Origin of the sequence: Rhizobium sp. CFBP 8752, assembly GCF_014842035.1 — a bacterium.
Classification (GTDB): domain Bacteria; phylum Pseudomonadota; class Alphaproteobacteria; order Rhizobiales; family Rhizobiaceae; genus Neorhizobium; species Neorhizobium soli.
The window spans coordinates 2,280,139-2,305,286 of the sequence record NZ_JACYUZ010000001.1 but is presented as its reverse complement, the minus strand read 5'-3'; the positions used below and the strand labels follow the sequence as shown (position 1 = coordinate 2,305,286).

The window sequence follows — 25,148 nt, the reverse complement described above, 5'->3', positions numbered from 1 at the left end:
GACCCGGTGCAAGCTTTGAATTTCGTTGGAGAAGCGCTCAGAGCGTCGGGCGCTTGAGCGGCACCGGAATGTTGCGGGGGATCGTGCCGGTCGCAACCTGCTCGCCGCGGGGGGTCTCGATGCTGATGTCGGAAAGCGAACCTGATGGCATCGGGGTGGCTTCTGGGTCGGCCTTCATGGCAAGCTTCGGCTGGCCGTCGCCGAACTGCTTGTCGAGAAGCTCGTAGGCGACACGGGCACCTTCCTTGGCGCGGACACCAAGCACGGCAAGCGTGTCGGCGCCCTTTTCGCAGACTTCGGGACGTTCGCTGCAGATCGCACTGATATACTGATAGGCGCCGCTTGCGGCAGACACCGCATCGGCCACCTGGAGCGGCGAAATGTTGGCGTCATCGGAGGCCGGTTCGGCACTGAAATAGGACAGCACCACCAGCACGGCTGCGAAGAACACACTTCCCTTGATCAGAAACCACATCGTCTTGGTCCACCTGTTTTGCCCGTTTTCGGGCGTGCCGGCTAAGCTCCAGTCGTCTGGCTTGCCTGTTCCGGTCTTGGCGTTAATCTAGCCGCGGGGAGCGAACATCGCTTTGACGGGTTCGCTCGGGTTTTCGGCAAATTCGATTAAAATACGACCTTTCCTTGCTCGGGCGGCGGGGTGGACGGATGCTTCCGGACAATTTTAACAAACCGGATTAAGCATAAATGGGGCGGCCCGCCTACGCGCCAAGGGTTGTCGGTCCGCGGATCTGCCCCAATGGTTAATGTATCAAGAAAAATCAAACCAATTCCGACGCTTACGCCCTGTTAACCACAATCAGAAAACAAGCCGTGGATGTGTGCCAAAGCCGGAAAACGGGGCCCTGGACGGGGCTGCGGAAGCCTGTCTTTATAGTTTCCTTAAGCGCACGAGCCCTATTGTGAAGCCTCGAATATGAGACTGAGTAGGTTTTGCGTGCGCGTATTGAGTGACATTGCCGAGAGGGCGGTTCTGCTGGTTGACGGGGCTGCATCCCGTTGGCTGCGACGCATCGGCGAGGGCGAAACCGTCTCTGCCGCGGCCGTCGCGTCGCTGCGCCGGCTTGCCTTTTGCGGTGGCGTCGCCTTCGTGGCCGTGCCGGCTTTTCTCTCCGTCTTTATGAAGCCGGCACTGGCTCTGCCGCTTGGCGCAACCGTCGTTTCGGCGCTCTTCCTGATTCTCGCAGCGCTTGCCTTTGCATGGCCGCGCAATGTCGTCCGGCCGGTCGCCAACGCGCCAGCCGTCGATGATATCGCCTTTCATGCCTGCCCCGGCCTCGCCCTCATAGTCGATCCGCAGGGACGGGTGGTGAAGCTCGGCGGTCGCGACCACGCCGCATTCCCGGACAAGCTGAAAGCCGGCCTTGGCGAAATGCTGGCCGAAATCGTCCATGTTTCCGATCGTCTGGCGCTCCTTCAGGCCGTCGATACGCTGCGTCAGGGTGGCCGCAACGCAATCGTCGACATCCGTGTCGAACGTCCCTTCAGCGCCGTCGGCGGCCGGCAGTTCCTGCATATGTCGTTCGACATGTCGGCGATCCGCGACGGCGAAGGCGATCTGGTCCAGATCTTCGTCCAGGCGCTCGATCGCAGTGCCGAAGAGCGCCTGCGGGTCGAAGCCGAAAATCGCACGATCGAGGCGCAGTCGGCCCATGAGGCGAAGTCGCGCTTCCTCGCCGCCGTCAGCCACGAGCTGCGCACCCCGCTCAATGCGATCCTCGGCTTTTCCGATGTGCTCGCCGGCGAGTATTTCGGCAAGCTCGCCAATGACCGTCAGCGCGAATATGTCGGCCTCATCCGCCAGTCAGGCGGCCACCTCCTGTCGGTCGTCACCACCATGCTCGACATGTCGAAGATCGAGGCCGGCCGTTACGAGCTGCTCGCCGAACCCTTCCATATCAGCGAAGCGGTCGAAGCCTGCCGTGCGATGCTCGATCACTCGGCTCGCGAAAAGGGCGTCACGCTGACAGCCCGCACCAACCGCAACCTTGCCGAAGTGGTGGCCGACCGTCGCGCGCTGCAGCAGGTCCTGATCAACCTTGCCGGCAACGCCATCAAGTTCACGCCGGCTGGCGGCGTCGTCTCGATCGATGCCACCGTTGTGGCCGGCGAGCTGGTGATCACGGTCAGCGATACCGGTATCGGCATCGCCGCAGACAAGCTTGCGACGATTGGCCAGCCGTTTACGCAGATCGAAAACGATTTGAGCCGCCAGTATGAAGGCACGGGCCTCGGCCTGTCGCTGGTCAAGGGCCTGATCGCCCTGCACGGCGGCCGCTTCACGATCGAAAGCCGTCTCGGCGAGGGGACCGTCGTCACGATCGCCCTGCCATCCGATGGGTCCGGCATCGAAGGCGCAGCCGTGGATGACGGTGAGGAGAGGGTGGAATTTCCGCCGCGCCTCATGATATCCAACAAGCCAGTCACGAATAGGCAGCAAGCCCACATCGCCCCCGAAATACTTACGACCATGATGGACGAAGAGGATTTTACCGATGGCCCCGCGAAAGCGAAAATCGCCTGAGAGGCGCAAACCGGCAAAACGGCCGGCGCTTGCCCTTCGCGCGGTGACCGCGACGGGGGGAATTGTTGGTGGCGTCGTGGGCGGCGTCCTGACACGCCATCCGCGTCCTGTGTTGGGCGCGGCAGGCTTTGTCGTTCTGTTCAGTTTCGTCGCCGCCAATGCGCTCTGGTATCAGCCGGGCGGACATCCGTCGCCCTTCCTTGCCACACGCGATCCGAAAGACCCGAACGCCATCGCCGGCTACCGGCCTTACAAGCGCATGCCGGCAGAAGACGTCACCACGTTCCGCATCGAACGGTCCGGCGATGCCAAGCCCCTTGTCGAACCGGTCGAACAGCCTGCCGAGCAGACCGCTGTCCAACCGGCTCCAATGCCGGCACCCATGCAGGCTCCCGCTGTCGATCCGATCACGACGCTCATCACCGCAGCACCGCCGGTCCCCGGTTCCGACGAGGATCGTGAGCTGGTTGCCGAAATCCAGCGTGAGCTGACGAAGCGCGGTCTCTATGACGGGGCCGATGACGGCGTTACCGGTCCGCGCACCCAGTCGGCCATCGTGATGTATCAGCAGCGCATGGGGCTGGCGCAATCCGGCGAGGCCGGCAGCGATCTGCTGGCGGCGCTGAAGGCGGAACGCAAGCCCTCGACCGGCTCGCCCTCGAGCGCTGCCGTGCATGTCCCCGTACCCCAGCCATCGGTCGTTGCAAAACCCGCGGCTGACGAGACGGCCCGCGTGCAGCCAAAGCCGATGGCGCAGCCGAAGACCGTGCCTGCGAACCGGCCGGCCGAAAATATCAGTCTGAAGAGTGAAGACCCGGTGGCGGCGGCGATCCGCTCGTCCGAAACCGCAGGTTCGCGGTCGGGCCAGATCCGCATCCCGCCCGCGGATATTCCGACTGGCGGATTGCGTCCGTCGCCTGCGGTCGCGAAGTCGAACGCCGTCATGACGGCGGATATCCCGGCGCCGAAGCTCGTGCTGCAGATCCAGCGTGGGCTGCAGAACATTGCCTATTCGGATGTCGAAGTGGATGGGGTTGCCGGTGCACAGACGAAGGCGGCGATACGCCGTTTCGAAAAGCATTACCGCTTGCCGGAGACCGGTGAACCAAGCGAAGCGGTCTTGAAGAAACTGAAGGCGATCGGCGCGCTCTAAGCCTGAAGCCGCAAGCGCGCCGGGTCGGTTGTTAGAATACGGCCAGATACTTCAGCAGCGCGATGATGCCGATGATCAGCACGATAACCTGGATGATCTGCTTGATCCGTGCTTCGAGCGGCAGGCGCGCGACAAGATAAAGTACGAGGACGATCACGAGGAAGGTGATCAGAATGCTGATAAGAACGCTCAAGGCCCACTCCTTTTTGGCAAAAATGCGGTAGTGGGGTGGGAAATATGACAGCGATGCCAAAAGGAAAGGGTTGCCAAGCCTTTACCCTCACTTTCTTTTGATTATTTTCGCTTAACGATGCCGTCCGCAGCCGCTATGACGCTGTAATGCGCCTTAAAACCCACATATTTGTCTCCGCCCTGACCCGCCGCGTCTTTGCCATGGGCGACTACGCAGCGGTTGAGAAAAAGGGTGCCGAGGAGGCTGGTGCCATCTTCATCCGCCAACGCTTTCGCGATGGCACCGAAACGCTTTATGCGCCGGCACCGCAAAACTTCTTTGACGACGAGGACGATGGCGGGCGCAAGTTCGAACGGCGTCTGGTGCGGGCAGAGCCCGATACGGTGCGCGAGACGATCGATCGCGAAAAGCGCTTCGATCCGGATCTCTGGGTGGTCGAGATCGAGGTTGACGAGATCGGCGACCTGATCGAGGTCGTCAGCGCCGATGCTCGATAGGCCTTACCGGCCGCGGCCGGCGCGTCTCATGCTGGCCGATGTACGGAATGGCCGCTCGGCCTCTTCGGTCGCGTGGGGGGCAGGGGCCTCGACGGGTTGCGCAACCGGTCGCTCCGCATAGGTATAGCCGTCGGCCCGGCGCCAGGCTTCGAGCCTTCGTCCGCATTCGTCGATATCGAGAACCAGCCACATGGCCGTCGCCCGGCTTGTGCCGTCAAGCTGTTCGTGTGCGAGGTGACCGTAGAACCTTTCCAGGACGAAGACGGCTTCCGCTTCGTCCATGAACAGACCCTTGAGCGTCGTCGCCAGCTGCTGGCCGGAGATATCAAGCATGATCCGTTGTGCCAGCCAGCGGCTGGCCGACAGCGCGTCTGCCAGAACGCCGGCAAACAGCGTCGCCTCGCGGGCACGGGCAAATCGGACGAGAAGGGCGGCATGCGTTTCGCTGAGCTGCCGCAGACCCTGCCGGTCGTCGCTCTGGCGTTCCATATGGCCGGCCAGAAGCTTGATGCGGCGGCGCAGCTCCTCTTCGCGCGCAGCCCGGGCTTCCTCGGGCAGCAGAAAGTCGTCTTCGGCCTTGGCGGTTTCGACCGGCGTGTCTGCCGGGGGTTCGACCACGGTCGACATGGCCTCGATCGCGGCAGCGGGAAGCTCGCGCCGTTCGGTGATCGGCCTTGCGATCGTATCATAGCGCATGCCGACCAGCGCATCGATGACGATCGGCGACAGGCTTTCGCGCTTGGCGATCGCGCGGGCGTGGTTGACGCCCTGGCTGCGGGCGATGGTGATCAGCGCATCGTTGGAAAGGCAGGGCGAGGCAATCAGGAAGGGTGCGGCGACCGCGATCGGCTGGCTTCCGATGAAAAAGGCGACGGCCGGCGGAATGGCGGGTGATTGCGAAAGGGCTGCCACCGCATCGCGGCGGGCTTCTTCCGAAGAGGCGGCAAACAGCGGTGCGAACAGCTCGGCGAACTGTCTCAGTTCGGAGCGGGAAGGACGCGACAGGCTTTCGAAGCTCGTGACGGTGGCCATCAACACCACATCCTTTTTTCGCATGGCTTGTGGCCTCTCAAGGTCTCGAAACTCGTTGGTCACGGGCAACTCTCATCTACGCAATACATGTCCGAAACGCGTGATGCCGCCGGGGTAAACACGCGCCCCGGTGCATCTCATCTACCTGTGCCTGGGGAACTCCCCGGAGCATATTCCGCCGGATGCAGCTGTCTCTCGCGCCGCACCCGTCGGTTTCGCCTTGGTTTACCAGATGCTAACGCTTTGAGGGTTAACGGTCAGTGAAAGCGGCTCGTTTTGGCGCACCGATGACGGTTCGAAAACGACAAAATTGTGCCGTTCGAAGACTGTGAAGTTTGAATGACGCGGTGAACAAAGATGCCGTTTTGGCGTTCATCAGCCTGATACCAGCATACGTCGATATCAACTGCCATATTAGAATTAACTCACTGTTAATCCACGTCTGGCTGTATTGGTCTGTAACCGGGCCGTAGCATCCGGTTTGATAAGCGTCTGGGCACCCTGAAAGCCCGTAAAACTGGGTAGATGGCCCGAAGGCTCGCATAACGACCGTGAGGTCGCTTTTCTAAGGTAATGTCGCTGCGCCGCGATTGGGCGCTCTGACGAGAAGGACGCGGATGTTCCTGCCGTATCAGGCAGGTCGCGTCAGCCCCGAAAGGGCAGGGTGAGATATCTTCGTCTTCATCCGTCTCGAATTCGTAAAGTCACGGAGACGAGCATGGCAGAGATCGTGATACTGAACAAATGGCGTGACCAGCATGGCCGCAGGCCGCAGATCCGCATCGGCGAGGCCGATCCCGGCGAAGTGGTGCTGTTTACCGGCGTGCGCTACGAGCGTTTCGACGACCGGATGGACCGCAAGGCCGAAAACCACGCCGTCCGCGCCGAGTAGGCCGGTACGAAACGGACCTAGAAGCGGCTTCTGCCGCGCCACTGGAACGCGCCACAATCCGCGTCCTTCAGAAACTGTGTGGCTGCCTCAGAAAAACTCGCCTGCGGCGTCAGCGCCCGCAGCACTGCATAGCCTTCGCCCGACTGGCTCTCGACAAGGATCGACTGGCTGATCCCGGTGGGCAGGCTTTTGCGCAGCATCGTCATCTGCGTCGGCGTCGCGATCGCTACATCCAGCATGCCGCCCGGCGACGTTCGGTCGTTGATGCTGAACACCTCGTTGGACGCCCCGTCATAGATCCCGAGCGACCAGAACGGCAGGCCGGTATTTTCAGCCGTCAGCCTGACCGGGCCTTCCGACACGTCGAAACCGCAGACCGCGGTCTCCACGAAGGGATCGTCCTTGGAAAGACCGGCCCGGTCCGCCGTTTCGGTCAGTCGGTAGAACCGTTGCGTTTCGCCTTCCTTCAGCACCCGCGTATAGGCATCGTTTTCCGAAAAATGCGGCAGTGCCAGCACGATGATCAAATGCAGCAGTGCTGCCCCGACCAGTCCTGCCGCGACAGCAAACGCCAGACCTGTGAAAAACCGCCGGATCATGGGCCGCATCCGATCTTTTCAATGAGCGGCATGGCAAGGTCGATCAGTCCGGAACTGCCCGCGGTCGGCGTGTCGAACAGGGTGAGGACGAGCCTGAAGTCCCCGCTTTGTGTGAGAGCCAGCCAGTTGCCGGACTTGGCCGTCGGCGATGCGGTGATCTCGAACTCGCCATTCGGCTGGCGCAGCGTGATGCGCGAATTGAGCGCCTGCGGCAAATCCGACGACAGCGAGGGTGCAGCAGCCCCGGGCGCCTGCGCAAACAGCGTCCAGAACCGTGCGTGCGGCGTGTGACCCCGGATCCTGTAGGAGCAGCTTGCCACAAGCCGCTCGCCTGTCATGTCGGTCGTCGCGGTAAAGGTCAGGCCTTCGGCACTGGCGTAGAGAAGCTTGCCGGCATTGGCCCGGTGCGATTTGGCATAAGGGTCTGCATCGGCCGTCTGCGCCTGCGGAAACGCCTCCCAAGGCCCGATCCGGAGCGCCCCGAACCCGGTCGTCGCATCAAGCGCCAGCCGGGTCGACCAGATCCCGCCGCCGAATGCGATGGCAAGTGCAACGGCGATGAGGAAGGGGATACGGAACACGGGATTGGCTTTGTGTCTTTTTGGAGCGTTCGCGAAGGGTTAGCATTGTTTGGCGGGAAGGGGGAAGGGCCTCGCGCGGCATATTGAAATCTATGCCGATCGATCCGGCCCGGCCTGCAGTGTCGAGATGGAAGTAACGATCCCCATCGAACGGAAATAGTGAATAGATTTCGTCTGAACTGATGGAGGCCCGAGCATGTCGAAATCGTCAATTACCAAGGCTGATGCTGAATGGCTGCCGAACCCGCATCCCGGCGAGATTCTTCTGGAGGATTTCTTAAAGCCGATGCAGCTTAGCCAGAACGGGCTTGCCTGTGCCGTCGGCGTTCCACCCCGGCGCATCAACGAGATCGTGCTTGGCAAGCGCGCGATCACAGCCGATACGGATCTCCGTCTGGCACGCTATTTCGGCATGTCGGAAGGCGTCTTTCTCGGCCTGCAGGCTGATTACGAGCTTCTTCGCCGCCGCCGCGAACTCGGAGATGATCTCGAGCGGATCACCCCGCGCGCTGTCTGAGGCCAACCCACCTAGCGCCGCACTTCCAGATTGATCGGCGTCACCTTTGCCGTCGACTGTTTCGGCTGATGCCGGGTCGATATCGAGCCCGTCACGGGACCGGCTTCCGGCACCGACGCCTTGTCGCTTTGGGTAGCGGCGCCCTGGACCTTGTCACCCTGAACAGAGGTTGCCTGTCCGTCGACAGCTGGCTTGCCGGCATCGGCGACCTTGGGGCCGCCCGCTGTAAGCGGTGGAGCCTCGGACAGCGCCTTGCCGATCTGCTTGAGCGTTCTGGTGGCTTCGGCCGAAAGCGAGCGCGGTCTCTGCAGCGGCGGCAGGGCGTTCTCGCCTTCCTTCGCTTTCGCAATTTCCTGGCTCTTCTTGTCGCTCTTGTGGTCGCCGTTCGGCAGTGGGTTTTCGATGCCGGGAATGGGTTTCAGCTCGATCCCCTGATGGGCGTAGTCCATCAGCACCTTGAAGGTCATCGCCGGAAGCGAGCCGCCGGTCATGTTGTTCATCGAGGTGAAGTCGTCGTTCCCGAACCACACCGCCGTCGTGTAATTGCCGGTAAAGCCGATAAACCAGGCGTCGCGATAGCTCTGCGACGTGCCGGTCTTGCCGCCGGTGACGATGCCACCATCGAGTGCCGCGCGCCGCGCCGTGCCCTGATAGGGGATCGTCGTCAGGATGCGGTTCATCGATGAGGTCGCCTGTTCGGACAGAACCCGCTTCGCCGGCACCTCGTCGCGGCCGAAATCGTAGAGAATGTTGCCGCCGTAGCCCAGAACCTGCTCGATTCCGTGGCGATGCGATTGCACGCCGCCGGCCGGCATCACCGCATAGGCGGTGGCCTGGTCGAGTACCGTTACCTCGGACGTTCCGAGCGGGATCGTCTTGTCGCTTCTGAGCGGCGTCTCGACACCAAAAGCCTTTGCGGTGTTGACGATGACGTCGGTGCCGAGCACATCCTTGGCAAGCCGGACAGGCACCGTGTTGAGCGATTGCTGCATGGCGCTCATCAGGGTGACCTTGCCCTTGTAGGAGCGACCGTAATTCTGCGGCGACCAGCCCCGCCAGGTGATCGGCGCGTCTGAAATCACCGATTCCGGCTTGTAGCCGTGCTCCATCGCGGCGGAGTAGGTATAGAGCTTGAATGACGAGCCCGGTTGTCTCAGCGCCTTGGTGGCACGGTTGAACTGGCTCTCGCCATAGTCGCGGCCGCCGACCATGGCGCGCACGCCGCCGCCGTTTTCGATCATCACCATGGCGCCCTGCTTCACCTTGAAGCTGTCGCCGTATTCGCGAAGGCTGGTTTCCATCGCCGCATCGGCTGCCTGCTGCAGGCCCATGTCGATCGTGGTCCTGACCACCATCGAATGCTCGCGGATCTTGCCGGCCTTGGCCAGCCGCTGCACCTCGTCGAAGGCCCAGTCAAGGAAATAGTCTGGCGACTTGACCTCGGCGCGGTCGATCGCGGTTGCCGGCGTGCGGCGGGCCGCGATCACCTGGCCCTCCGACATCAGGCCTGACTGTACAAGGTTGGACAGAACGTCATTGGCGCGGGCGCGCGCAGCCGGGAGGTTCACATGCGGCGCATATTTCGCCGGTGCCTTGAACAGGCCGGCCAGCATCGCGCTTTCCGCAAGGCTGACTTCGGTAATGTTCTTGCCAAAATAGAATTGGCTTGCCGCGGCTGCCCCGAACGTGCCGCCGCCCATATAGGCGCGGTCGAGATAGAGCGACAGGATCTCTTTCTTCGAAAGGTTCGCCTCCAGCCACATGGCCAGAAACGCTTCCTTGATTTTGCGCTCGATCGACCGTTCGTTGGTGAGGAACAGGTTCTTCGCCAGCTGCTGGGTGAGCGTCGATCCGCCCTGGACGACGCCGCCGGCCTTGGCGTTTTCGGAAAGCGCGCGGCCGAGGCCGATGAAGTCGATCCCGTAGTGATCGAAGAAGCGGCGGTCCTCGGTCGCCAGCACCGCCTTGATCAGGTGGTCGGGCAGTTGCTCGATCGGAACCGAGCCTTCATGGATGATGCCGCGATGGCCGATGACGTTGCCGTAGCGATCAAGAAAGGTAACGGCGAAATCGCCCCGGTTGCGCCAGTCTTCCTTGGTTTCTTCAAAGGCTGGCTGGGCAAGCGCCAGAAGCGCAACGCAACCGACCGTGCCGAGCGTCATAGCCTCGCCGGCAAGCTCGAAACCAAGCTTTTTCAAGCCTGTAACGCGGAACCGCCGGAAGAAGATGGTGATCTCTTCCCAGACTTCGCCGGCCCGGAAACCGAGGTTCCAGACAGTGGAATCGATCCAGCTGTCGATCCGCAGGAGGATGTGGCGCTTCTTGCGCGAGGAGCCGGAGCGCTCTTGCTTAACCGGTGATTTCGGATGGTCCTGCACTGGAAGTTCCTGCCCCATTTCCCCCATCGCCCGATGAGAAACGCTTGACGCCGACCCCCCGGAGGGATCAAAGGCATGAGCGTCTCACCGTTATTCAGCATTAGCTGACAAAAGGTTTATGCGCGATAGAGAATCCGCAACAGGGTAAAGGCGGCAGGGGAAAATTGGTCCCCATCCGCGACAGATATGATGATGGAAGACGCATTCTGGAAAACCAAGACGCTTGAGGATCTGTCCCAGCAGGAGTGGGAAAGCCTGTGCGATGGCTGCGGGCTCTGCTGTCTCAACAAGCTCGAGGATTACGACACGGGCGAGGTGGCTTTCACCTCGGTTGCCTGCCGGCTTCTCGACGGCACGAGCTGCCAGTGCAAGGACTATCCCAACCGCCAGGCGACCGTTCCGGAATGCATCCAGCTCACGCCGGCCCAGGTGGACGAAATCCCCTGGCTGCCGCCGACCTGCGGCTACCGCCTGGTGCGCGACGGCCACGATCTCTACTGGTGGCACCCGCTGATCTCAGGCGATCCGGAAACGGTTCACCAGGCCGGCATCTCGGCCCGAGGCCGCACGATCAGCGAAGAAGAGGTCGATGTCGAGGATTTCGAGAATTATCTGATCGACTGGCCCCTGCATGTCGGCGAAACACCAGGCGCCAGGTAGAAGACGCGAAGAACAACCCTCGCGAAAAAACGGCCCGGCCCTTGACCTTCCCATGATGGGAAGCCCTACATGCGGTTGCGAAGAGGATCGCGACCCATGAACCAGATTATTCGCCCCATCCATCGCTCCGAACCGATCACCGTGCCCGTCGAGGGCATGACCTGTGCCTCCTGCGTGCGCCGGGTGGAAACCGCGGCTGCAAAAGTGGCGGGCGTCGAGAAAAGCGCTGTCAACTTTGCAACGAAGAAGCTCACGGTCGAGACGGGTGTGGGGTTTGATCCGGAGACGCTGGAGGCGGCTGTCCGCAAGATGGGCTACGAGATCCCCGACGGCGCGATGGCTCTTGCGCTGCGGGAAGCGGGTTTTGACGCGGGCTCTGATCGTCACCCGGCGTTGAAGCCTGCGGAGACGAGCGCGCAGGCTGGTCATACCCATGCTGATCATACTCGAGCCGCCCATTCTCAAGCCGAGGATCCGCATCCAACGCATGAAAACGCCGCCCACGACCACGCCCACATGCATGGCGGTGAAGCCGGTGTCCTGAAGCGTGATCTCGCCATTGCGGCAATGCTGACGTTGCCGCTGTTCGTGCTGGAGATGACGGGCCACGTCTACGCGCCGTTCCATCACTGGCTGATGGGAGTCATCGACACGCAGAACCTCCACTACCTCTACTTCGTGCTGGCAACGGTGGTGATTTTCGGACCGGGTCTGCGGTTCCTGAAGCTTGGTCTGCCGGCCCTGTTGCGGGGCCATCCGGAGATGAATTCGCTGGTCGCAGTGGGCGTTCTTGCCGCCTATGGCTATTCGGTGTTTGCGACATTCGCGCCGGGACTGCTGCCGGAAAGCGCGCGTTTTGTCTATTATGAAGCGGCCGCCGTCATCGTGACGCTGATCCTGTTCGGCCGCCTGCTGGAGGCGCGTGCCACAGGCCGCACCGGCGAGGCAATCGAGAAACTGGCCGGTCTGCAGGCGAAAACCGCGCGGGTCGAACGGAGCGGGGCGGTCGTCGATATTCCCGCAGGCGAGGTCGTGGTCGGCGATATCGTCGTCATCCGTCCCGGCGAACGTCTGCCGGTCGATGGCACCGTCATCGACGGGCAATCGAATGTTGATGAATCGATGATCACAGGTGAGCCGCTGCCGGTCGAGAAGATGGCGGGCGCGTCCGTCACCGCCGGAACGGTCAACCGCACCGGCTCCTTCCGTTTCCGCGCCGAAAAGGTCGGCCGCGATACGGCGCTTGCCGGCATCATCCGGCTGGTGGAACAGGCGCAGGGCGCCAAACTGCCGATCCAGACGCTGGTGGACAAGGTGACTGCGTGGTTCGTGCCGGCCGTGATGCTTCTGGCGGTCGTTACATTTGTCGTCTGGTTCCTGGTCGGACCGGAGCCGCGGCTGTCGCATGCGCTGGTGGCCGCGGTGGCGGTGCTGATCATTGCCTGCCCCTGCGCCATGGGTCTCGCCGTCCCGGTCTCGATCGTCGTCGGCGCGGGCAGGGCGGCGGGCATCGGCGTGCTCTTCCGCAAGGGCGATGCGCTGCAGGCGCTGTCGGATGTGGATCTCGTCGTGTTCGACAAGACGGGCACAGTGACGATGGGACGGCCGCAGCTGACGGATCTGGATGTCGTGGACGGGTTTTCGGAAGACGAGGTTCTGCGCCTCACCGCTGCCGTGGAGCGTCGCTCCGAACACCCGATTGCGGATGCGATCGTCAAGGCGGCGGAGGCGAAGGGTCTGGTCTTGGCCGAGACCGAGGATTTCCGCTCCGTCACCGGCTACGGCATCAGTGCCCGCGTCGATGGCCGGGACGTTTCGGTCGGCGCCGACAGGTTCATGGACAAGCTCGGCGTTTCGGTCGCACCCCTGGAACAGACGGCCGCCCGGTTGGCCGGCGAGGGCAAGTCGCCGCTCTATACGGCGATAGACGGTCGTCTGGTGGCTGTGATTGCCGTTGCCGATCCGCTGAAGCCGTCGAGCGTTCAGGCCATCAAGGCGCTGCGGGCGATGGGCATCGAGGTTGCCATGGTGACCGGCGACAACCGTCGCACCGCACAAGCGATTGCCGCCCAGGTGGGGATCGATACGGTCGTTGCCGAGGTTCTGCCCGAGGGCAAGGTGAAGGCGCTGGATGACCTGCGGAAGGGGAGCGGTTCCGCCGCCGTGTCCTCGCCACAGGCGACTTCACCCCGGGCACGCCGGATCGCCTTTGTCGGCGACGGCATCAACGATGCGCCGGCGCTGGCGCATGCGGATGTCGGCATTGCCATCGGCACCGGTACGGATGTGGCGATCGAGAGCGCCGATGTGGTGCTGGTCGGCGGCGATCTGACCGGCGTGGTGTCGGCGATTGCCATCAGCCGGGAAACGATGCGCAATATCAAGCAGAACCTGTTCTGGGCGTTCGGCTATAACGTGGCGCTGATACCGCTCGCCGCCGGTCTGTTCTATCCCTTGCTCGGATTGACGCTTTCGCCGATGCTGGGCGCTGCCGCCATGGCGCTGTCGAGCACGTTCGTGCTTGGCAATGCGCTGCGATTGAAAACCGTCGCACTGGGAGAGAAAGCGTGAATATCGGCGAGGCCGCACAGGCATCCGGCGTTTCGGCCAAGATGATCCGCTATTACGAGGAGATCGGCCTGATTACGCCGGCCGCCCGCACCGGCAACAATTACCGCACCTATGGCGGCGATCAGGTGCATGTGCTGCGCTTCATCAAGCGGGCCCGCTCGCTGGGGTTTTCGCTGGAGGAAACGCAGGCGCTACTCAAACTGTGGCAGGACCGCAGCCGCGAGAGCGCCGCCGTCAAGGACATCGCCACCACCCATATCGACGATCTGGAGCGGCGCATCGCGGAGATGCAGGGCATGGTCAAGACATTGAAGCACCTTGCCCATTGCTGCGGTGGAAACGACCGTCCCGACTGCCCGATCCTCGACGACCTTGCCGGTTCCGCGTCACCGGCGCATACAGATTGAAGAAGGAGACCTGAGATGACCGTGATCTTCACCGTGCCGGACATGACCTGCGGCCACTGCGAAAAGACCCTGCGAAACGCTCTCGCCGAAGCGCTGCCGGATGCACCCGTGTCGATCGATCTTGTCACGCATACGGTGATGGTGGGTGGCGACGAGGCAAAGGCCGCGCAAGCGATCCGTGACGCGGGTTATTCGCCGGAACGGGCCAAGGCCTAGTACGTTATCGGCATCGCAGACCATACTCCATCGCAGAGCATACCATGACAGTTGTCGCTTCCTATGTGTACCGCAACGGAAAACGTGCCGAGGCGGTGCCTGTCGATGGGCCGGCGCCGAGACTGTCCGGTCAGGATTTCGTCTGGATCGGCCTGCACGAGCCGTCACCGGACGAGCTGCATGCGCTGGCCGAAACCTATGAGCTGCACCCTCTCGCGGTCGAAGACGCCATCAACGCCCATCAGGTGCCCAAGGTGGAAGCCTATGGCGAACAGCTGTTCGTGGTGGCAAAGACCGCCCATCTGGAAGGCGAGAAATTCAAGTATGGCGAGACGGCGATCTTCGTCGGAAGGCGCCACATCATCACCGTCCGGCACGGCTCGGCCCGCAACCATGCCGCCATCCGGGCACAGCTCGAAGCCTCGCCGCAGCTTCTCTCCAAGGGGCCTGACTACGTCCTGCACGGGATCATCGATTTCATCGCCGACGGCTATCTGCCGCTGGTGCAAACGATCGAGGACAAGGTGCTGGAAATGGAGCAGAAGATGCTCGCGAACTTTCTCGAACGCGAGCAGATCCGCCGTCTCTTCCGCCTGCGCCGTCAGCTGATCCTGTTCGGGCGTATCCTGGGCCCGATGTCGGAAGTGGCGGGCAAGCTCGTCAATCTCGACCTTCCCTGCCTCGACCGGGACGCCAAGCCGTTCTTCCGTGACGTGCTCGATCATATCCGAAGGGTCGAAGGCATGGTGGGCGGACTTCGCGAAGTCATCACCTCGGTCTTTGAAGCCTCGAACCTTCTGGAACAGCAGCGCCAGGGCGTCATCACCAGGCAGCTGGCTGCCTGGGCCGCCATTCTTGCGGTGCCGACGGCCATCGCCGGCATCTACGGCATGAATTTCGAGAACATGCCGGAATTGAAGACCGAATACGGCTATCCCGCCGTGCTGGTTGCGATCGTCCTTCTCTGCAGCATCCTTTTCTACCGGTTCCGGAAGTCCGGCTGGTTGTAGTTGCAACCAAGCAAGGGAACTCTCGAGCCGGCGTCGAGTTGGTTCGGTCAGAAAGATGAAACCCTTGCTACGGAGAACCCCGCCATGGTCGACCAGACCCCGATGATCCTGCTGGCCGTTGTCTTGCTTGCCGGTATTGGCACGCTCGGATTTTTAATCCTGCGCCGCTGGAAGACCAAGCGCATTCCCAAAGCGCACGATCTGCCCGAGGTCGCCAACCGGCGCTGGCTGCGACGCGAAGCGCGCAATGCGCAGTCGCTCATCGACAAACGGGTTCCATAAAAGCGCGGTTCCTCACGGGAATTTGAGATGAAACCAATTTGTGCCCGGCCGGTTAACATCCTGTAGGGATACGAAAAGGAATTCAAAAATGATCAAGACTTTGACAGTTGTTGCCGCACTTTCGTTTGGCCTATCCTCTGCAGCATTTGCGCAGACGAGCTATGATATGAACGGTTCGGCCAACCGCGCGGACGTCCAGCAGAACATGAGCGGTGCCGGCGGCAACATCCCGCCGAAGCCAGCCGCATCGGGTACTGTAGACCCCTATTCGACAGGCAGCGTTACCCCGGGCTCGGCAGTCGGTTCGACCGGCGCCTACGGTAGCCGCGCAGGCTGCGCACCGGGCGGTGAGCCAGGCGATGCTGCAAACTCCGGCAACCTGCCGAACCTGACGGGCGAAACTGCCCAGGGTACCGGTTGCTGATTAAACAATGACGGTAGCGGTTGGACGGGTCTTACCCCCGTCTGATCGAGCCTGATCAGAGGTCCTCGGTGAAAGCCGCAGGACCTTTTTTCATGACAAAAGGTTCGCAGTCACAACCAAGGTCGTAGATTGAATGCTGGGAAAACTGGAAAATCAAAAGGACGGCCAGCGTGATCTCGCGGCAGCGACGTGACGTCAATCGGCCACCCGACCCCGTTCTAAAGATAACGGCAGTCGCGTCCTTTCGCGCTTTTGGCAGACCGCAGCCGTCAAGTCCATTGCAAATTTGGCAACACGGGCCCGACATTCCTGCATGAACATCGGTCATTGCAGGGGATCGTGCGAAAAGCTATTCGTCTGGCCTGAACGCATTGGCCGGGAGACACGACAATCATCAAGATCATGGTATTGCTTCACAGCGCCAACGGCCTCGAATGGCAGTCTCCGCCCAAGGGCACCAGCTTGAAGACGCTGAGCGAAGCCGAAGAGCAGGGCTTCATCACCATCCGCGGCGAGTTCCAGAAACGCCAGTTCCGACTGACAGAGATGGGTTTCGAATATATCCAGCGTGACAAAAGACGTCTGGAAGCCCGGCGGTCGTAAGCCAGGCTAACGGCACAACGCTCGCAGCCTCCACCCAGAGAGCTGGAGGAACTCGTATGAAAGCAGTTCTGAAGATACTTGCCTTATCCCCTCCAGGGGGATAGGATTATCGCATGACAGAACACGATCACGTCCACGAAAGTCATCCCGAAATCGTCAAGCGGCTGAAACGGGCTGAGGGACATCTCAAAAGTGTGATCGCCATGATCGAGGGCGGCAGGCCGTGTCTCGACATCGCCCAGCAGCTGCATGCGGTGGAAAAGGCGATCACCAATGCCAAGCGCACCCTGATCCAGGACCATCTGGACCACTGTCTCGAAGACACGATCGGCGCGCTCGATCGGGAGAAGCGCCACTCCATCGACGAGTTCAAGTCGATCACCAAATACCTTTGAGACCTAAATACCCGTGAGATATTCCCATGCCTGATTTTGCCGACCTCCTGCAGCAGGGATCTGCCCATGCCTGGCTGTTTGTTCCAAGCGCCATCCTGCTTGGGGCCTTGCACGGCTTGGAGCCGGGCCATTCGAAGACGATGATGGCAGCCTTTATCGTTGCGGTGAGGGGGACGGTCACGCAGGCGGTGCTGCTCGGTCTTGCCGCGACGATCTCGCACACGATCGTCGTCTGGGGCATCGCCTTTGCGGGCATGTATCTCTGGCAGGGCATGGATGCCGAAGCTTCCGAACCCTATTTCCAGCTTGTTTCCGCGGCGGTCATCATTGCGATCGCACTCTGGATGCTGTGGCGAACATGGCAGGATCAGCAGATGGGAAAGGCCGCTGCCGCCCACGGGCATGATGGCTCGCATGGGCATGACGGTCATCACGGCCACCACGGTGGCCATGGCCACGACGGCCATCACGGCGCCCATCACGGCGCACATGACCACGGTTCAGCGCAGGGGCATGCCGCAGGCCACGGTGACATCACGCGGGTCGATACCGGGCACGGCATCGTCACGCTCGAAATCTTCGAAGACGGCGTTGCGCCTGTCTGGCGTTTTCGCTCCGAGCGCGGCCACGGCTGGACGGCGTCCGATGTCGTCGTCACGACACAGCGCCCGGATGGATCGCGGCAGGCCTTCGTCTTTGCCGATCAGGGCGGATATCTGCAGTCGACCACGGACATTCCCGAGCCGCATGCGTTCGTCGCAAGCCTGAGCCTTGGCCACGGCAACCATACCCATGACTACGACCTGTCCTTCACGGAAGGCCACGACCATGACCACGACGAGATGCAGGGGCTAGACGTGGCGACGGACGGGTATCAGGATGCCCATGAAATGGCGCATGCCAACGACATTCGTCGCCGGTTCGCCGACCGCAAGGTGACCACATGGCAGATCGTTCTGTTCGGTCTGACCGGAGGTCTCATCCCGTGCCCGGCCGCCATCACGGTTCTGCTTCTCTGCCTACAGCTCAAGGAATTCACGCTCGGCTTCGTGCTGGTCATGTGCTTTTCCATCGGCCTTGCAATCACGCTGGTGACCGTCGGGGCCGTTGCTGCGCTGAGCGTGCGTCACGCCACGTCGCGCTGGAGCTGGTTTTCGACGGTTGCCCGTCGCGCTCCCTACGTCTCCAGCCTCCTCATCATCGCCGTCGGCCTCTATGTCGGCATCCACGGCTGGCAGGGACTGCCGGCGTAAGGGGCGTCGCGGATTGGGCGGGGCTTAGCTCCCCGCCACCTCCACCCGGTTTCGGCCTGCGGCCTTGGCGTTGTAGAGGGCTTCGTCGGCGCGCTTGAAGAGGGCTTGCGAGGTCGTCACGAGGTCGTGGCCGGGGGTGAGCGTGGCGAGGCCGACACTGATCGTGGCGCGGTTGGAGGGTGGGTTTCTGCCGTGTTCCAGACCGATCTCTTCGACGCCCACGCGGATGCTTTCGGCGATGGCATGCGCGGCCTTCGCGTCGGTTGCGGCGAGCAGCACCGCCACTTCCTCGCCGCCATAGCGGGCGCAGACATCGCCGGGGCGGATGACGGTTGACCGTACCACCTGTGCGATCGCGCGCAGGCATTCGTCGCCGGCCGCGTGGCCATAGGTGTCGTTGAAAAGCTTGAAACGGTCGGCGTCGATCATCAGCAGCGACAGCGGCGTCATCGAACGGTTCGCCGCAGTGACCATCGCTTCGAACCTCGCGTTGAAGAAGCGCCGGTTGGCAAGCCTTGTCAGGTCGTCGGTATTGGCGAGAAGATCGAGCTCGTCCTGTGCGCGCTTGTGGCGGCTGACATCGCGGGTGATCGCAACCACCCGCGGCGCCTGGGCCGGATGCGAAGCCGGCAGACGGCTCATCGCCGTTTCCAGCCATACTTCCTCGCCGTCGGGCTTGACGTGGCGGATCAGGAATTTCTCATGACCACGCCCGCTGCCGAGACGCTCCGTTGCCTGGCGCACCAGGAATTCGGTATCTTCGGCCATGCCGGCAAAGATGCTGCGGCCGATCAGGTCCTCTGGCTCGAGCCCGAGGATGCCGATCGAGGAGGGCGAGACATATTCGCGGATGCCGTGTTCATCGAACCGGGTGATGAGGTCGCTGGAGGATTCAGCGAGCAGGCGGAACTCCGCCTCGCGCGCGGCGACCAGCGCTTCGCGCTCCTGGCGCAATTGCATCTGGCGGCGCCAGTAGACCGTGGCGAACCCGGCCGCGATGAGAAGGATCGCCGCATAGATCCAGCGCGTCCTCGCGGTCGACGCCCAGGAGATCAGCACCTGCCATTCCGATGCGGCCGCGAGCGCCACCAAGCCGGTCAGCTGGCTCTGGTGAAAGCCACCCGCCCGCGCCGTCTGGTCGATCGGTGACTGGTAATGAAAGGCGCCGACGCGGGTCTGGCGGACATGGGCAAACAGGTCGCTCTTCGACATGTCCTGGCCGAGAATGCTGTCGGCCATGGGCGCGCGGGCGAGAACCACGCCATCTCCGCGAACGAGCAGGAAGGAGGCATCGGACCCGATATCGTAGCGGCTGAAGAAATTGACGAAATGGTTGACCTTGATGGTGGAGACCACAACGCCGCCGAACGTGCCGTCCGGTAAAATCACCTTCTGTGAGATCGGCAGGACCCAGGTCTGGGTCAGCCGGCTGAGGATGGGCTTGCCAAGGACCGGGAGCGGGAAGGGGCTGGCCTTGTGGAATTTGAAATAGTCGCGGTCCTGATAGGAGACCCCGGCGGGGCGTGTTGCCGACGAGGTCGCAACCATCTGGCCATCGGCATTGAGATAGGAGAGCGTATCGAGAGTGGGCGACGCACTGAGCTGGCGCTTCATCAGCGCGTCGATCGCCTGGGCGAGATCGGCCTCGCCGTCTTTCTCCTCGATCTTGGAGATCAGGCTTGCGAGCGGCAGCCGCGACATTTCCACCACGTCGTCGGCATGCTGGGTAATTGCTTCGGCCGTCTGTTCCAGTGCCGCTTCGACCCGTGCGACCTGTGTCTTCCAGTTGGAATATTCCGCCCAGCCGAAAAGTGCCAGAAACGCACCGAAGCCCAATACCGCCGCAGGCGTCGCCAGAGCTGGGCCAAGGCCTTGTCTGGTGCGGCGGCCTAGCCCTTTGCGGTTCTCGGGGTCTGCCCCGCGAGACGATGGGGAAAACGGCATGCGCAGAAACTTCCGAAAATAGTCAAAACACGAAACTGCAACCCGGCTGATTCACGCCGAGCCCGACGTCATCGGCAGGACCACGGGCAAAGAGCCGACAAGTCCCGTCTAATACAGGAAAGTTAAGCGAACCTCTCGCAACGGGAGCCTGATCCTGCCGTGATGATGGCCGGGACAGTGGTCGAAATCCCTGAAGAGCAAGTTCCAAAGAAAAAGGCCACCGCGCGAGCGGCAGCCTTCTCCTCATACAATCAGATGCTTGACGCGATCAGAACTTCACGCCGAGGCCAACCTGCACGACGTGCTGGTTGAAGTCGACATCAGCGCCGGCGAGGTTGCCGTTGCCGTAGTCGTTGTAGCGATACTCGACGCGGCCAAACAGGTTGTCGGTGAAGGCGTGATCGACGCCAGCGCCGATCGTCCAGCCGTGCAGCGTGTCGTCGTCGTCGCCAACCGGCGTGTCGACTTCAACATTGGTGGCTGTCCAGCCGCCTGCTGCGTAGATCAGGGTGCGGTCCATGGCGTAACCGAGACGCGCACGGGCCGAACCGGAGAAGCCGCTTTCGGCATCGACGCCAGCGGCGACATCGTCGTTGTTCCAGTCGTAGTTGACGTCGCCTTCAACACCGGCAACGAAACCGTTGGAGAACTGCCAGTTGTAGCCAACGAAGCCACCCATGCGGGCGCCGTCGAAGTTCTGGGAACCAGCGCCTTCGATATCAGCATCGCCCCAGCCGTATCCGCCGTGGATACCGAGGTAAGGACCGGACCAGGAAAATGCCGGAGCGGTTTCGTAGGCGACTGGCGCGCTCGGAATGGTCTCAACCGCATCGGCGGCGAGAGCTGCGGACGAGAGGCCGGCTGCAAGAGCTGCGGCGAGAACGAGTGTGTTCCTCATGATGATTTCTCCGTGTTTTCAACGACTGCTTGTTATGAGGATCAATGTAGTGCGTTCGGCTTGGAAAGCTGTAGCTAAAATGTCACGCGCGCCAAAATCGATCCTTGACCGTTGACCGGAGGACTTTGCGCCGCCACTGCTGCGGTCGGGAAAGCCTTGCGGATGAACCGGGGAGCATGCCGTGCTGACAAGAACAGACACCGGATGGAAAACGCTTTTGTCGGGCCGGAACGGCCTGATGCTGGCGCTGATTTCCGCCGGGATCGGGTTGCATGCCTTCAACCAGTTCGCGATTGTTGCCGCCATGCCGCTGGCCGCCGCCGAACTTGGCGGGCGCGACTGGTTCAGCTGGGTCTACAGCCTCTATTTCATCGGTTCGATCGCCGGCGGCACCAGTGCTGCCTATCTCCGCGATCGGTTGGGTGTGAAATCCAGCCTGTTCTGGTCCATGGCGCTGTTTTCGCTGGGCGGTCTGATGGCGGTTCTGGCGCCGAGCTTTTTCTTCATCGTTGCGGGCAGACTGTTGCAGGGGATTGCCGACGGTCTGATCGTGGCAATCTGCTACAGCCTCATCCCGGCCAATTTCTCGTCCACGGTGACGGCGAAGGTATTTGCGGTGGAGGCAACCGTCTGGGCGGTCGCGGCTCTGCTCGGGCCGCTTATCGGGGGGCTGCTCGCAGAGGCGTTTTCGTGGCATGCCGCGTTTCTGGCGGTGACGCCGTTTCTCATCCTGCTTGGTCTTTTCACGCTGTTGACGACGCCCGAGACCGGCAGCGCGGCAAAGGCCGCGTTTGCGCCTCTGGCCGTGGCGCTCTGTGTGACTGCGTCCTTCGTTTTCGCACTGTCGTCCGCAACGGGGGTGATCGGCTGGCAGGTCGCCTGTCTGGTGCTGGGATCACTGGCGCTGGCGCTGACCGTGACGACAGACGGAAAGCTCGGGCCGCGGTTGTTTCCGGCTGGCGCTTTCAGGCTGGGATCGGTGCTCGGCCACGGGTTCTGGATGCTGTTCCTGATGTCGGCGGGCCATGCGTCTGGTGCCACCTATCTTGCTCTGATCATCCGCGACGTGTGGGGCATCGGACCGGCGGCGGTCGGCTATATCGTGGTGGCGATGGCACTGACCTGGAGCGCGGTCGCGATGGCCTCCAGCCGGATCAAGTCTCTGAAAGGACGGCATTTTGCGATGCGGGCCGGGCCGCTGTTCCAGCTCGCGGGCTTCCTGATGATTGCGATATCGATCGACGTCCGGGAGATCCTGCTCGTGATCCTGAGCCAGATGGCGATCGGTACCGGTTTCGGCCTGTCCTGGGCGGCGATCAACCAGGCCTCGATGGAGGCCGCCGGCGACGAGGAGCGCGACCGGGCGAGCGCGCTTTTGCCGACCATGTCGACGGCCGGCTACGCCGTCGGATCGGCGCTGGCCGGCATGATCGCGGCAGCGACCGGGCTGACACGGCAGTTGTCGCAAGGCGATCCCGGGCAGGTCGCCTACTGGCTTTACGGGACGTCCGCAGCCGCGGCCCTGGTGACGTTTCTGCTCGGGTTCGGGGTGCGTTTGACGGCGGGCAATAAGGGCTGATCTTGCTTGTTCCGCAGGCGCGAGACCCCATATTGGGGATACGCCACAGACCAGACTCAAGCACATACCCGAGACCAAGCCCCTGAAAGGGCCGAAGGAGAGATCCCGTGTTCCAGTTCGACAATTCCTATGCCCGCCTGCCGGATCGGTTCTTCGCTTCCGTCTACCCGGAGCCGGTGGAGGGGCCGAAGCTTTTGAGGTTCAACCAGAAGCTGGCAGCGGAACTGGGCGTCGAGGCGGATCTTTCGGATCCTGATCGTCTGGCATCCGTGCTTTCCGGCAATGTCGTGCCGCAGGGGGCATCGCCTCTCGCCATGGCCTATGCTGGGCACCAGTTCGGCAATTTTGTACCGCAGCTCGGCGATGGGCGGGCGATCCTGATCGGCGAGGTCATGGACCGTGCCGGACAGCGCCGCGACATCCAGTGGAAGGGAGCGGGGCCGACGCCGTTTTCGCGCCGTGGTGACGGGCGGGCAGCGCTTGGGCCGGTCATCCGCGAATATGTCGTGTCCGAGGCCATGCATGCGCTGGGCATACCGGCGACGCGGGCCCTGGCGGCGGTTTCGACCGGTGAGCTCGTTCAGCGCGAGCAGGAGCAGCAGGGCGCAGTGTTCGTGCGGGTCGCGGCAAGCCATGTGCGAGTGGGCACGTTCCAGTTCTTTGCCGCCCGCGGCGATACCGAGGGCGTGCGGACGCTGGCGAACTACGTGATCGAGCGGCATTACCCTGACCTGATGGGGGCGCAGAACCCGTATCTGGCGCTGTTGCAGGCCGTGGCGGACCGGCAGGCGGAGCTGATTGCCCGCTGGCTCGGCGTCGGTTTCATCCATGGTGTGATGAACACCGACAACATGACGATTTCAGGCGAGACGATCGATTTCGGTCCTTGCGCCTTTCTCGACGAATACAACCCGATGAAGGTGTTTTCCTCGATTGATCGGCAGGGACGCTACGCCTATCGCAACCAGCCGGGCATCGGCCAGTGGAACATCGCAAGGCTTGCCGAGGCGCTGGTGCCGCTGATCGATGCCGACGAGGAAAAGGCGGTGGAAGCGGCCAATGCTGTCCTGAAGGCATTCGGCGACACGTTCCAGGCGCACTGGATCGAGTTGTTCCGCGCAAAGCTCGGTCTGGTCACCGCGCGCGACGGTGATGGCGATTTCGTGCAGGGACTGCTTTCTGCAATGGAGGAAAATGAAGCGGATTTCACGCGTACGTTCCGAGCGCTCTGCAACGCCGCGGAAGGACATGACGACGACCTGCTCGCCTGTTTCGCGGATACGGCCAAGCTGCGGGAATGGTTGCCGAAATGGAACGAGCGGCTGGCCGAGGAAGGTCGCAGCCCGGCGGACGTGGCAACAGAGATGCGTGGCGTCAATCCGTGGCTGATCGCCCGCAACCACCGGATCGAGGAAGCAATCGCGGCTGCCAATTACGGTGATTTCAGCTTCTTTGAAAAGCTGGTGGAGGCGCTCGAAAAACCGTTCGAAGAGCGGCCGGAATTTGCCGACTACGCGATTGCGCCGACGGCGGAACAGAAGGTTGCGCGCACCTTCTGCGGGACGTGAGGGAGAAGCGGCTCCGGTAAAATTTTCGAGATAGGAATTTAATCCTTGACGGCGTGACGGTTGTCGGGTAGTGTTTAGGCATAGTCGAAGAGTTGCGTCGGGAGAGGCTTCACGCCCCGACCGCCGCAAGGCTTCCAGTCAGGGCTCGGATTGACCTCCGGGCCCTTTTTTTTTCCAGGACATCGATATCGAAACCGAACGTGCGACGGCAAGCCGGCGCGGCGGGTTTTCGGCTGTGGAGATCTGCCATGAACCGTTCCGATGCTCTCGCCGGTTTTGATCCAGACCTGTTCGGCCTGTGGACGGACGAACCGCTTTACGACGCGGATGACGACGTGACGCAGGATGCCGAACTGGAAGAGACGGTTCGAAACGTTCTGCTGGAGCTCAAGTCTGCGGAAACCGAGCTGAAGCCCGCAGATGAACTGCGGCAGCTTTTGAACGAGATGACGGCGGAGATGCGCCAGCAGTTCGCCACGTTCCGGACGATGCGGGAAGCGGCGTCCGGGCTGTTGTCCGGCGAGGCCGACGACGCGGTGTCAGCTGACGGCAACGAGGCGGCGCAAAAACTGGCGCGGGCCGATGTGAAGGCGGCGACCGATGCGATGAGCCTGATCGTGCGCACGCTGGAAAAGGTCGATGCGCTGCAGCGTCAGCTGTCCCGCGACCGGCAGGTGGAGGCCGACAGGCTGGCCGATGCCGGCGGATACGAAGAGGCGAAGGCCCGCTTCGTCCGGATGATCGAGGATCGCGCCAATGAAACAGCCTTTGGGTATTTCGAAGCCTGGAAACGCGATGGCCCACCGGGATGGGTGGCGCAAAGGCTTCCAGCGAGAGGAACCCAGCCAGCGCAAGATGCGGCGGGCCGCAGAGAAGATCACGGGTGAGGCGGTAAAGGCATCCGCGTCATTCAGGGCGGGCATGTCTGGCATCGCTGATGTCAGGGAGAAGAGTGCA

Annotated in this window: 25 protein-coding genes and 1 pseudogene; 18 read left to right on the top strand and 8 right to left on the bottom strand. The window is 62.2% G+C overall.

The window, feature by feature from the left end; translation table 11 throughout:
* Window positions 1-37: 37 nt before the first annotated feature.
* Window positions 38-475 (bottom strand): DUF5330 domain-containing protein, encoded by a 438-nt coding sequence (locus IFT59_RS11170; RefSeq protein ID WP_092661655.1) that lies wholly within the window; start codon window positions 473-475, stop codon window positions 38-40.
* A 456-nt stretch (window positions 476-931) separates the two neighbouring features.
* Between IFT59_RS11170 and IFT59_RS11165 the strand changes: the two genes are divergently transcribed.
* Window positions 932-2,539, top strand: coding sequence for a sensor histidine kinase (locus tag IFT59_RS11165; RefSeq protein WP_192086845.1), 1,608 nt, complete (start codon window positions 932-934; stop codon window positions 2,537-2,539).
* The gene (locus IFT59_RS11160; protein ID WP_192086844.1) at window positions 2,511-3,692 is read left to right on the top strand and encodes a peptidoglycan-binding domain-containing protein; all 1,182 of its coding nucleotides are present in this window, start codon (window positions 2,511-2,513) and stop codon (window positions 3,690-3,692) included. The genes IFT59_RS11165 and IFT59_RS11160 overlap by 29 nt, the downstream gene beginning before the upstream one ends.
* A gap of 31 nt (window positions 3,693-3,723) precedes the next feature.
* Here the strand turns inward: IFT59_RS11160 and IFT59_RS11155 are convergent, their stop codons facing one another.
* Complete coding sequence (locus IFT59_RS11155; protein WP_092662461.1) at window positions 3,724-3,885, bottom strand: Thivi_2564 family membrane protein; 162 nt, start codon at window positions 3,883-3,885, stop codon at window positions 3,724-3,726.
* 146 nt (window positions 3,886-4,031) lie between these two features.
* Here IFT59_RS11155 and IFT59_RS11150 point away from each other — a divergent pair, with 146 nt between their 5' ends.
* Window positions 4,032-4,382 (top strand): DUF1491 family protein, encoded by a 351-nt coding sequence (locus tag IFT59_RS11150; protein WP_092661659.1) that lies wholly within the window; start codon window positions 4,032-4,034, stop codon window positions 4,380-4,382.
* A gap of 3 nt (window positions 4,383-4,385) precedes the next feature.
* On the opposite strand, the gene IFT59_RS11145 is transcribed toward IFT59_RS11150, so the two are convergent.
* Entirely contained in the window at window positions 4,386-5,477 is a 1,092-nt protein-coding gene (locus IFT59_RS11145; RefSeq protein WP_192086843.1) for a DUF2336 domain-containing protein, read from the bottom strand.
* Window positions 5,478-6,132: 655 nt separating this feature from the next.
* On the opposite strand from IFT59_RS11145, the gene IFT59_RS11140 reads away from it, so the two are divergent.
* A complete protein-coding gene (locus tag IFT59_RS11140; protein WP_184654775.1) occupies window positions 6,133-6,306 on the top strand; it encodes a hypothetical protein in 174 nt (57 codons plus the stop codon).
* Window positions 6,307-6,323: 17 nt separating this feature from the next.
* Here IFT59_RS11140 and IFT59_RS11135 read toward each other — a convergent pair whose 3' ends face one another.
* Entirely contained in the window at window positions 6,324-6,905 is a 582-nt protein-coding gene (locus IFT59_RS11135; protein ID WP_192086842.1) for a DUF1254 domain-containing protein, read from the bottom strand.
* Complete coding sequence (locus IFT59_RS11130; RefSeq protein WP_192086841.1) at window positions 6,902-7,486, bottom strand: DUF1214 domain-containing protein; 585 nt, start codon at window positions 7,484-7,486, stop codon at window positions 6,902-6,904. The genes IFT59_RS11135 and IFT59_RS11130 overlap by 4 nt, the downstream gene beginning before the upstream one ends.
* Before the next feature lie 196 nt (window positions 7,487-7,682).
* Here IFT59_RS11130 and IFT59_RS11125 point away from each other — a divergent pair, with 196 nt between their 5' ends.
* Window positions 7,683-8,003: a HigA family addiction module antitoxin gene (locus tag IFT59_RS11125; RefSeq protein ID WP_062453475.1), complete on the top strand. Its 321-nt coding sequence runs from the start codon at window positions 7,683-7,685 to the stop codon at window positions 8,001-8,003.
* A 197-nt stretch (window positions 8,004-8,200) separates the two neighbouring features.
* Here IFT59_RS11125 and IFT59_RS11120 read toward each other — a convergent pair.
* Window positions 8,201-10,408: pseudogene (locus IFT59_RS11120) on the bottom strand (transglycosylase domain-containing protein); the annotation flags it as partial.
* Window positions 10,409-10,570: 162 nt separating this feature from the next.
* On the opposite strand from IFT59_RS11120, the gene IFT59_RS11115 reads away from it, so the two are divergent.
* The 10 genes from IFT59_RS11115 to IFT59_RS11070 all read left to right on the top strand — a co-directional run bounded on the left by IFT59_RS11115 (window position 10,571) and on the right by IFT59_RS11070 (window position 18,202).
* Window positions 10,571-11,041: a YcgN family cysteine cluster protein gene (locus tag IFT59_RS11115; protein WP_192086839.1), complete on the top strand. Its 471-nt coding sequence runs from the start codon at window positions 10,571-10,573 to the stop codon at window positions 11,039-11,041.
* Between the two features lie 96 nt (window positions 11,042-11,137).
* Complete coding sequence (locus tag IFT59_RS11110) at window positions 11,138-13,612, top strand: heavy metal translocating P-type ATPase (RefSeq protein WP_192086838.1); 2,475 nt, start codon at window positions 11,138-11,140, stop codon at window positions 13,610-13,612.
* Complete coding sequence (gene cueR, locus IFT59_RS11105; protein ID WP_062453472.1) at window positions 13,609-14,019, top strand: Cu(I)-responsive transcriptional regulator; 411 nt, start codon at window positions 13,609-13,611, stop codon at window positions 14,017-14,019. Before IFT59_RS11110 ends, cueR begins: the two co-directional genes overlap by 4 nt.
* A 15-nt stretch (window positions 14,020-14,034) precedes the next feature.
* Window positions 14,035-14,235 carry a heavy-metal-associated domain-containing protein gene (locus tag IFT59_RS11100; RefSeq protein WP_062453471.1) on the top strand — a complete coding sequence of 67 codons (201 nt, stop codon included), beginning with the start codon at window positions 14,035-14,037 and terminating at the stop codon, window positions 14,233-14,235.
* 44 nt (window positions 14,236-14,279) lie between these two features.
* Window positions 14,280-15,245 carry a magnesium and cobalt transport protein CorA gene (locus tag IFT59_RS11095; RefSeq protein WP_062453470.1) on the top strand — a complete coding sequence of 322 codons (966 nt, stop codon included), beginning with the start codon at window positions 14,280-14,282 and terminating at the stop codon, window positions 15,243-15,245.
* 84 nt (window positions 15,246-15,329) lie between these two features.
* Entirely contained in the window at window positions 15,330-15,527 is a 198-nt protein-coding gene (locus IFT59_RS11090; protein WP_062453469.1) for a hypothetical protein, read from the top strand.
* Window positions 15,528-15,615: 88 nt separating this feature from the next.
* Window positions 15,616-15,951, top strand: a complete 336-nt coding sequence (locus IFT59_RS11085; RefSeq protein ID WP_062453468.1) for a hypothetical protein — start codon at window positions 15,616-15,618, stop codon at window positions 15,949-15,951.
* A gap of 402 nt (window positions 15,952-16,353) precedes the next feature.
* Window positions 16,354-16,554: a hypothetical protein gene (locus IFT59_RS11080; protein WP_062453467.1), complete on the top strand. Its 201-nt coding sequence runs from the start codon at window positions 16,354-16,356 to the stop codon at window positions 16,552-16,554.
* A 113-nt stretch (window positions 16,555-16,667) separates the two neighbouring features.
* Window positions 16,668-16,949, top strand: a complete 282-nt coding sequence (locus tag IFT59_RS11075) for a metal-sensing transcriptional repressor (protein WP_062453466.1) — start codon at window positions 16,668-16,670, stop codon at window positions 16,947-16,949.
* A 26-nt stretch (window positions 16,950-16,975) separates the two neighbouring features.
* Complete coding sequence (locus IFT59_RS11070) at window positions 16,976-18,202, top strand: nickel/cobalt efflux transporter (protein WP_192086837.1); 1,227 nt, start codon at window positions 16,976-16,978, stop codon at window positions 18,200-18,202.
* Window positions 18,203-18,226: 24 nt separating this feature from the next.
* Here IFT59_RS11070 and IFT59_RS11065 read toward each other — a convergent pair whose 3' ends face one another.
* Together IFT59_RS11065 and IFT59_RS11060 are read right to left on the bottom strand one after the other, a co-directional pair.
* Complete coding sequence (locus IFT59_RS11065) at window positions 18,227-20,146, bottom strand: diguanylate cyclase (RefSeq protein ID WP_192086836.1); 1,920 nt, start codon at window positions 20,144-20,146, stop codon at window positions 18,227-18,229.
* Window positions 20,147-20,414: 268 nt separating this feature from the next.
* Complete coding sequence (locus IFT59_RS11060; RefSeq protein WP_062453463.1) at window positions 20,415-21,044, bottom strand: outer membrane protein; 630 nt, start codon at window positions 21,042-21,044, stop codon at window positions 20,415-20,417.
* A 181-nt stretch (window positions 21,045-21,225) separates the two neighbouring features.
* Here IFT59_RS11060 and IFT59_RS11055 point away from each other — a divergent pair, with 181 nt between their 5' ends.
* From IFT59_RS11055 to IFT59_RS11045, 3 genes are all read left to right on the top strand, one after another.
* The gene (locus IFT59_RS11055) at window positions 21,226-22,623 is read left to right on the top strand and encodes an MFS transporter (protein ID WP_192086835.1); all 1,398 of its coding nucleotides are present in this window, start codon (window positions 21,226-21,228) and stop codon (window positions 22,621-22,623) included.
* Window positions 22,624-22,730: 107 nt separating this feature from the next.
* Entirely contained in the window at window positions 22,731-24,191 is a 1,461-nt protein-coding gene (locus tag IFT59_RS11050; protein WP_192086834.1) for a protein adenylyltransferase SelO family protein, read from the top strand.
* 248 nt (window positions 24,192-24,439) lie between these two features.
* Window positions 24,440-25,078, top strand: a complete 639-nt coding sequence (locus tag IFT59_RS11045; protein ID WP_192086833.1) for a hypothetical protein — start codon at window positions 24,440-24,442, stop codon at window positions 25,076-25,078.
* The last annotated feature ends 70 nt before the right edge of the window (window positions 25,079-25,148 follow it).

What these genes read in the sequence shown, in the direction of transcription:
- IFT59_RS11170 (WP_092661655.1), bottom strand. Translation starts at nt 475, where the DNA reads ATGTGGTTTCTGATCAAGGGAAGTGTGTTCTTCGCAGCCGTGCTGGTG.
- IFT59_RS11165 (WP_192086845.1), top strand. Translation starts at nt 932, where the DNA reads ATGAGACTGAGTAGGTTTTGCGTGCGCGTATTGAGTGACATTGCCGAG.
- IFT59_RS11160 (WP_192086844.1), top strand. Translation starts at nt 2,511, where the DNA reads ATGGCCCCGCGAAAGCGAAAATCGCCTGAGAGGCGCAAACCGGCAAAA.
- IFT59_RS11150 (WP_092661659.1), top strand. Translation starts at nt 4,032, where the DNA reads ATGCGCCTTAAAACCCACATATTTGTCTCCGCCCTGACCCGCCGCGTC.
- IFT59_RS11140 (WP_184654775.1), top strand. Translation starts at nt 6,133, where the DNA reads ATGGCAGAGATCGTGATACTGAACAAATGGCGTGACCAGCATGGCCGC.
- IFT59_RS11135 (WP_192086842.1), bottom strand. Translation starts at nt 6,905, where the DNA reads ATGATCCGGCGGTTTTTCACAGGTCTGGCGTTTGCTGTCGCGGCAGGA.
- IFT59_RS11125 (WP_062453475.1), top strand. Translation starts at nt 7,683, where the DNA reads ATGTCGAAATCGTCAATTACCAAGGCTGATGCTGAATGGCTGCCGAAC.
- IFT59_RS11115 (WP_192086839.1), top strand. Translation starts at nt 10,571, where the DNA reads ATGATGGAAGACGCATTCTGGAAAACCAAGACGCTTGAGGATCTGTCC.
- IFT59_RS11110 (WP_192086838.1), top strand. Translation starts at nt 11,138, where the DNA reads ATGAACCAGATTATTCGCCCCATCCATCGCTCCGAACCGATCACCGTG.
- IFT59_RS11100 (WP_062453471.1), top strand. Translation starts at nt 14,035, where the DNA reads ATGACCGTGATCTTCACCGTGCCGGACATGACCTGCGGCCACTGCGAA.
- IFT59_RS11095 (WP_062453470.1), top strand. Translation starts at nt 14,280, where the DNA reads ATGACAGTTGTCGCTTCCTATGTGTACCGCAACGGAAAACGTGCCGAG.
- IFT59_RS11090 (WP_062453469.1), top strand. Translation starts at nt 15,330, where the DNA reads ATGGTCGACCAGACCCCGATGATCCTGCTGGCCGTTGTCTTGCTTGCC.
- IFT59_RS11085 (WP_062453468.1), top strand. Translation starts at nt 15,616, where the DNA reads ATGATCAAGACTTTGACAGTTGTTGCCGCACTTTCGTTTGGCCTATCC.
- IFT59_RS11080 (WP_062453467.1), top strand. Translation starts at nt 16,354, where the DNA reads ATGGTATTGCTTCACAGCGCCAACGGCCTCGAATGGCAGTCTCCGCCC.
- IFT59_RS11075 (WP_062453466.1), top strand. Translation starts at nt 16,668, where the DNA reads ATGACAGAACACGATCACGTCCACGAAAGTCATCCCGAAATCGTCAAG.
- IFT59_RS11070 (WP_192086837.1), top strand. Translation starts at nt 16,976, where the DNA reads ATGCCTGATTTTGCCGACCTCCTGCAGCAGGGATCTGCCCATGCCTGG.
- IFT59_RS11065 (WP_192086836.1), bottom strand. Translation starts at nt 20,146, where the DNA reads ATGCCGTTTTCCCCATCGTCTCGCGGGGCAGACCCCGAGAACCGCAAA.
- IFT59_RS11060 (WP_062453463.1), bottom strand. Translation starts at nt 21,044, where the DNA reads ATGAGGAACACACTCGTTCTCGCCGCAGCTCTTGCAGCCGGCCTCTCG.
- IFT59_RS11045 (WP_192086833.1), top strand. Translation starts at nt 24,440, where the DNA reads ATGAACCGTTCCGATGCTCTCGCCGGTTTTGATCCAGACCTGTTCGGC.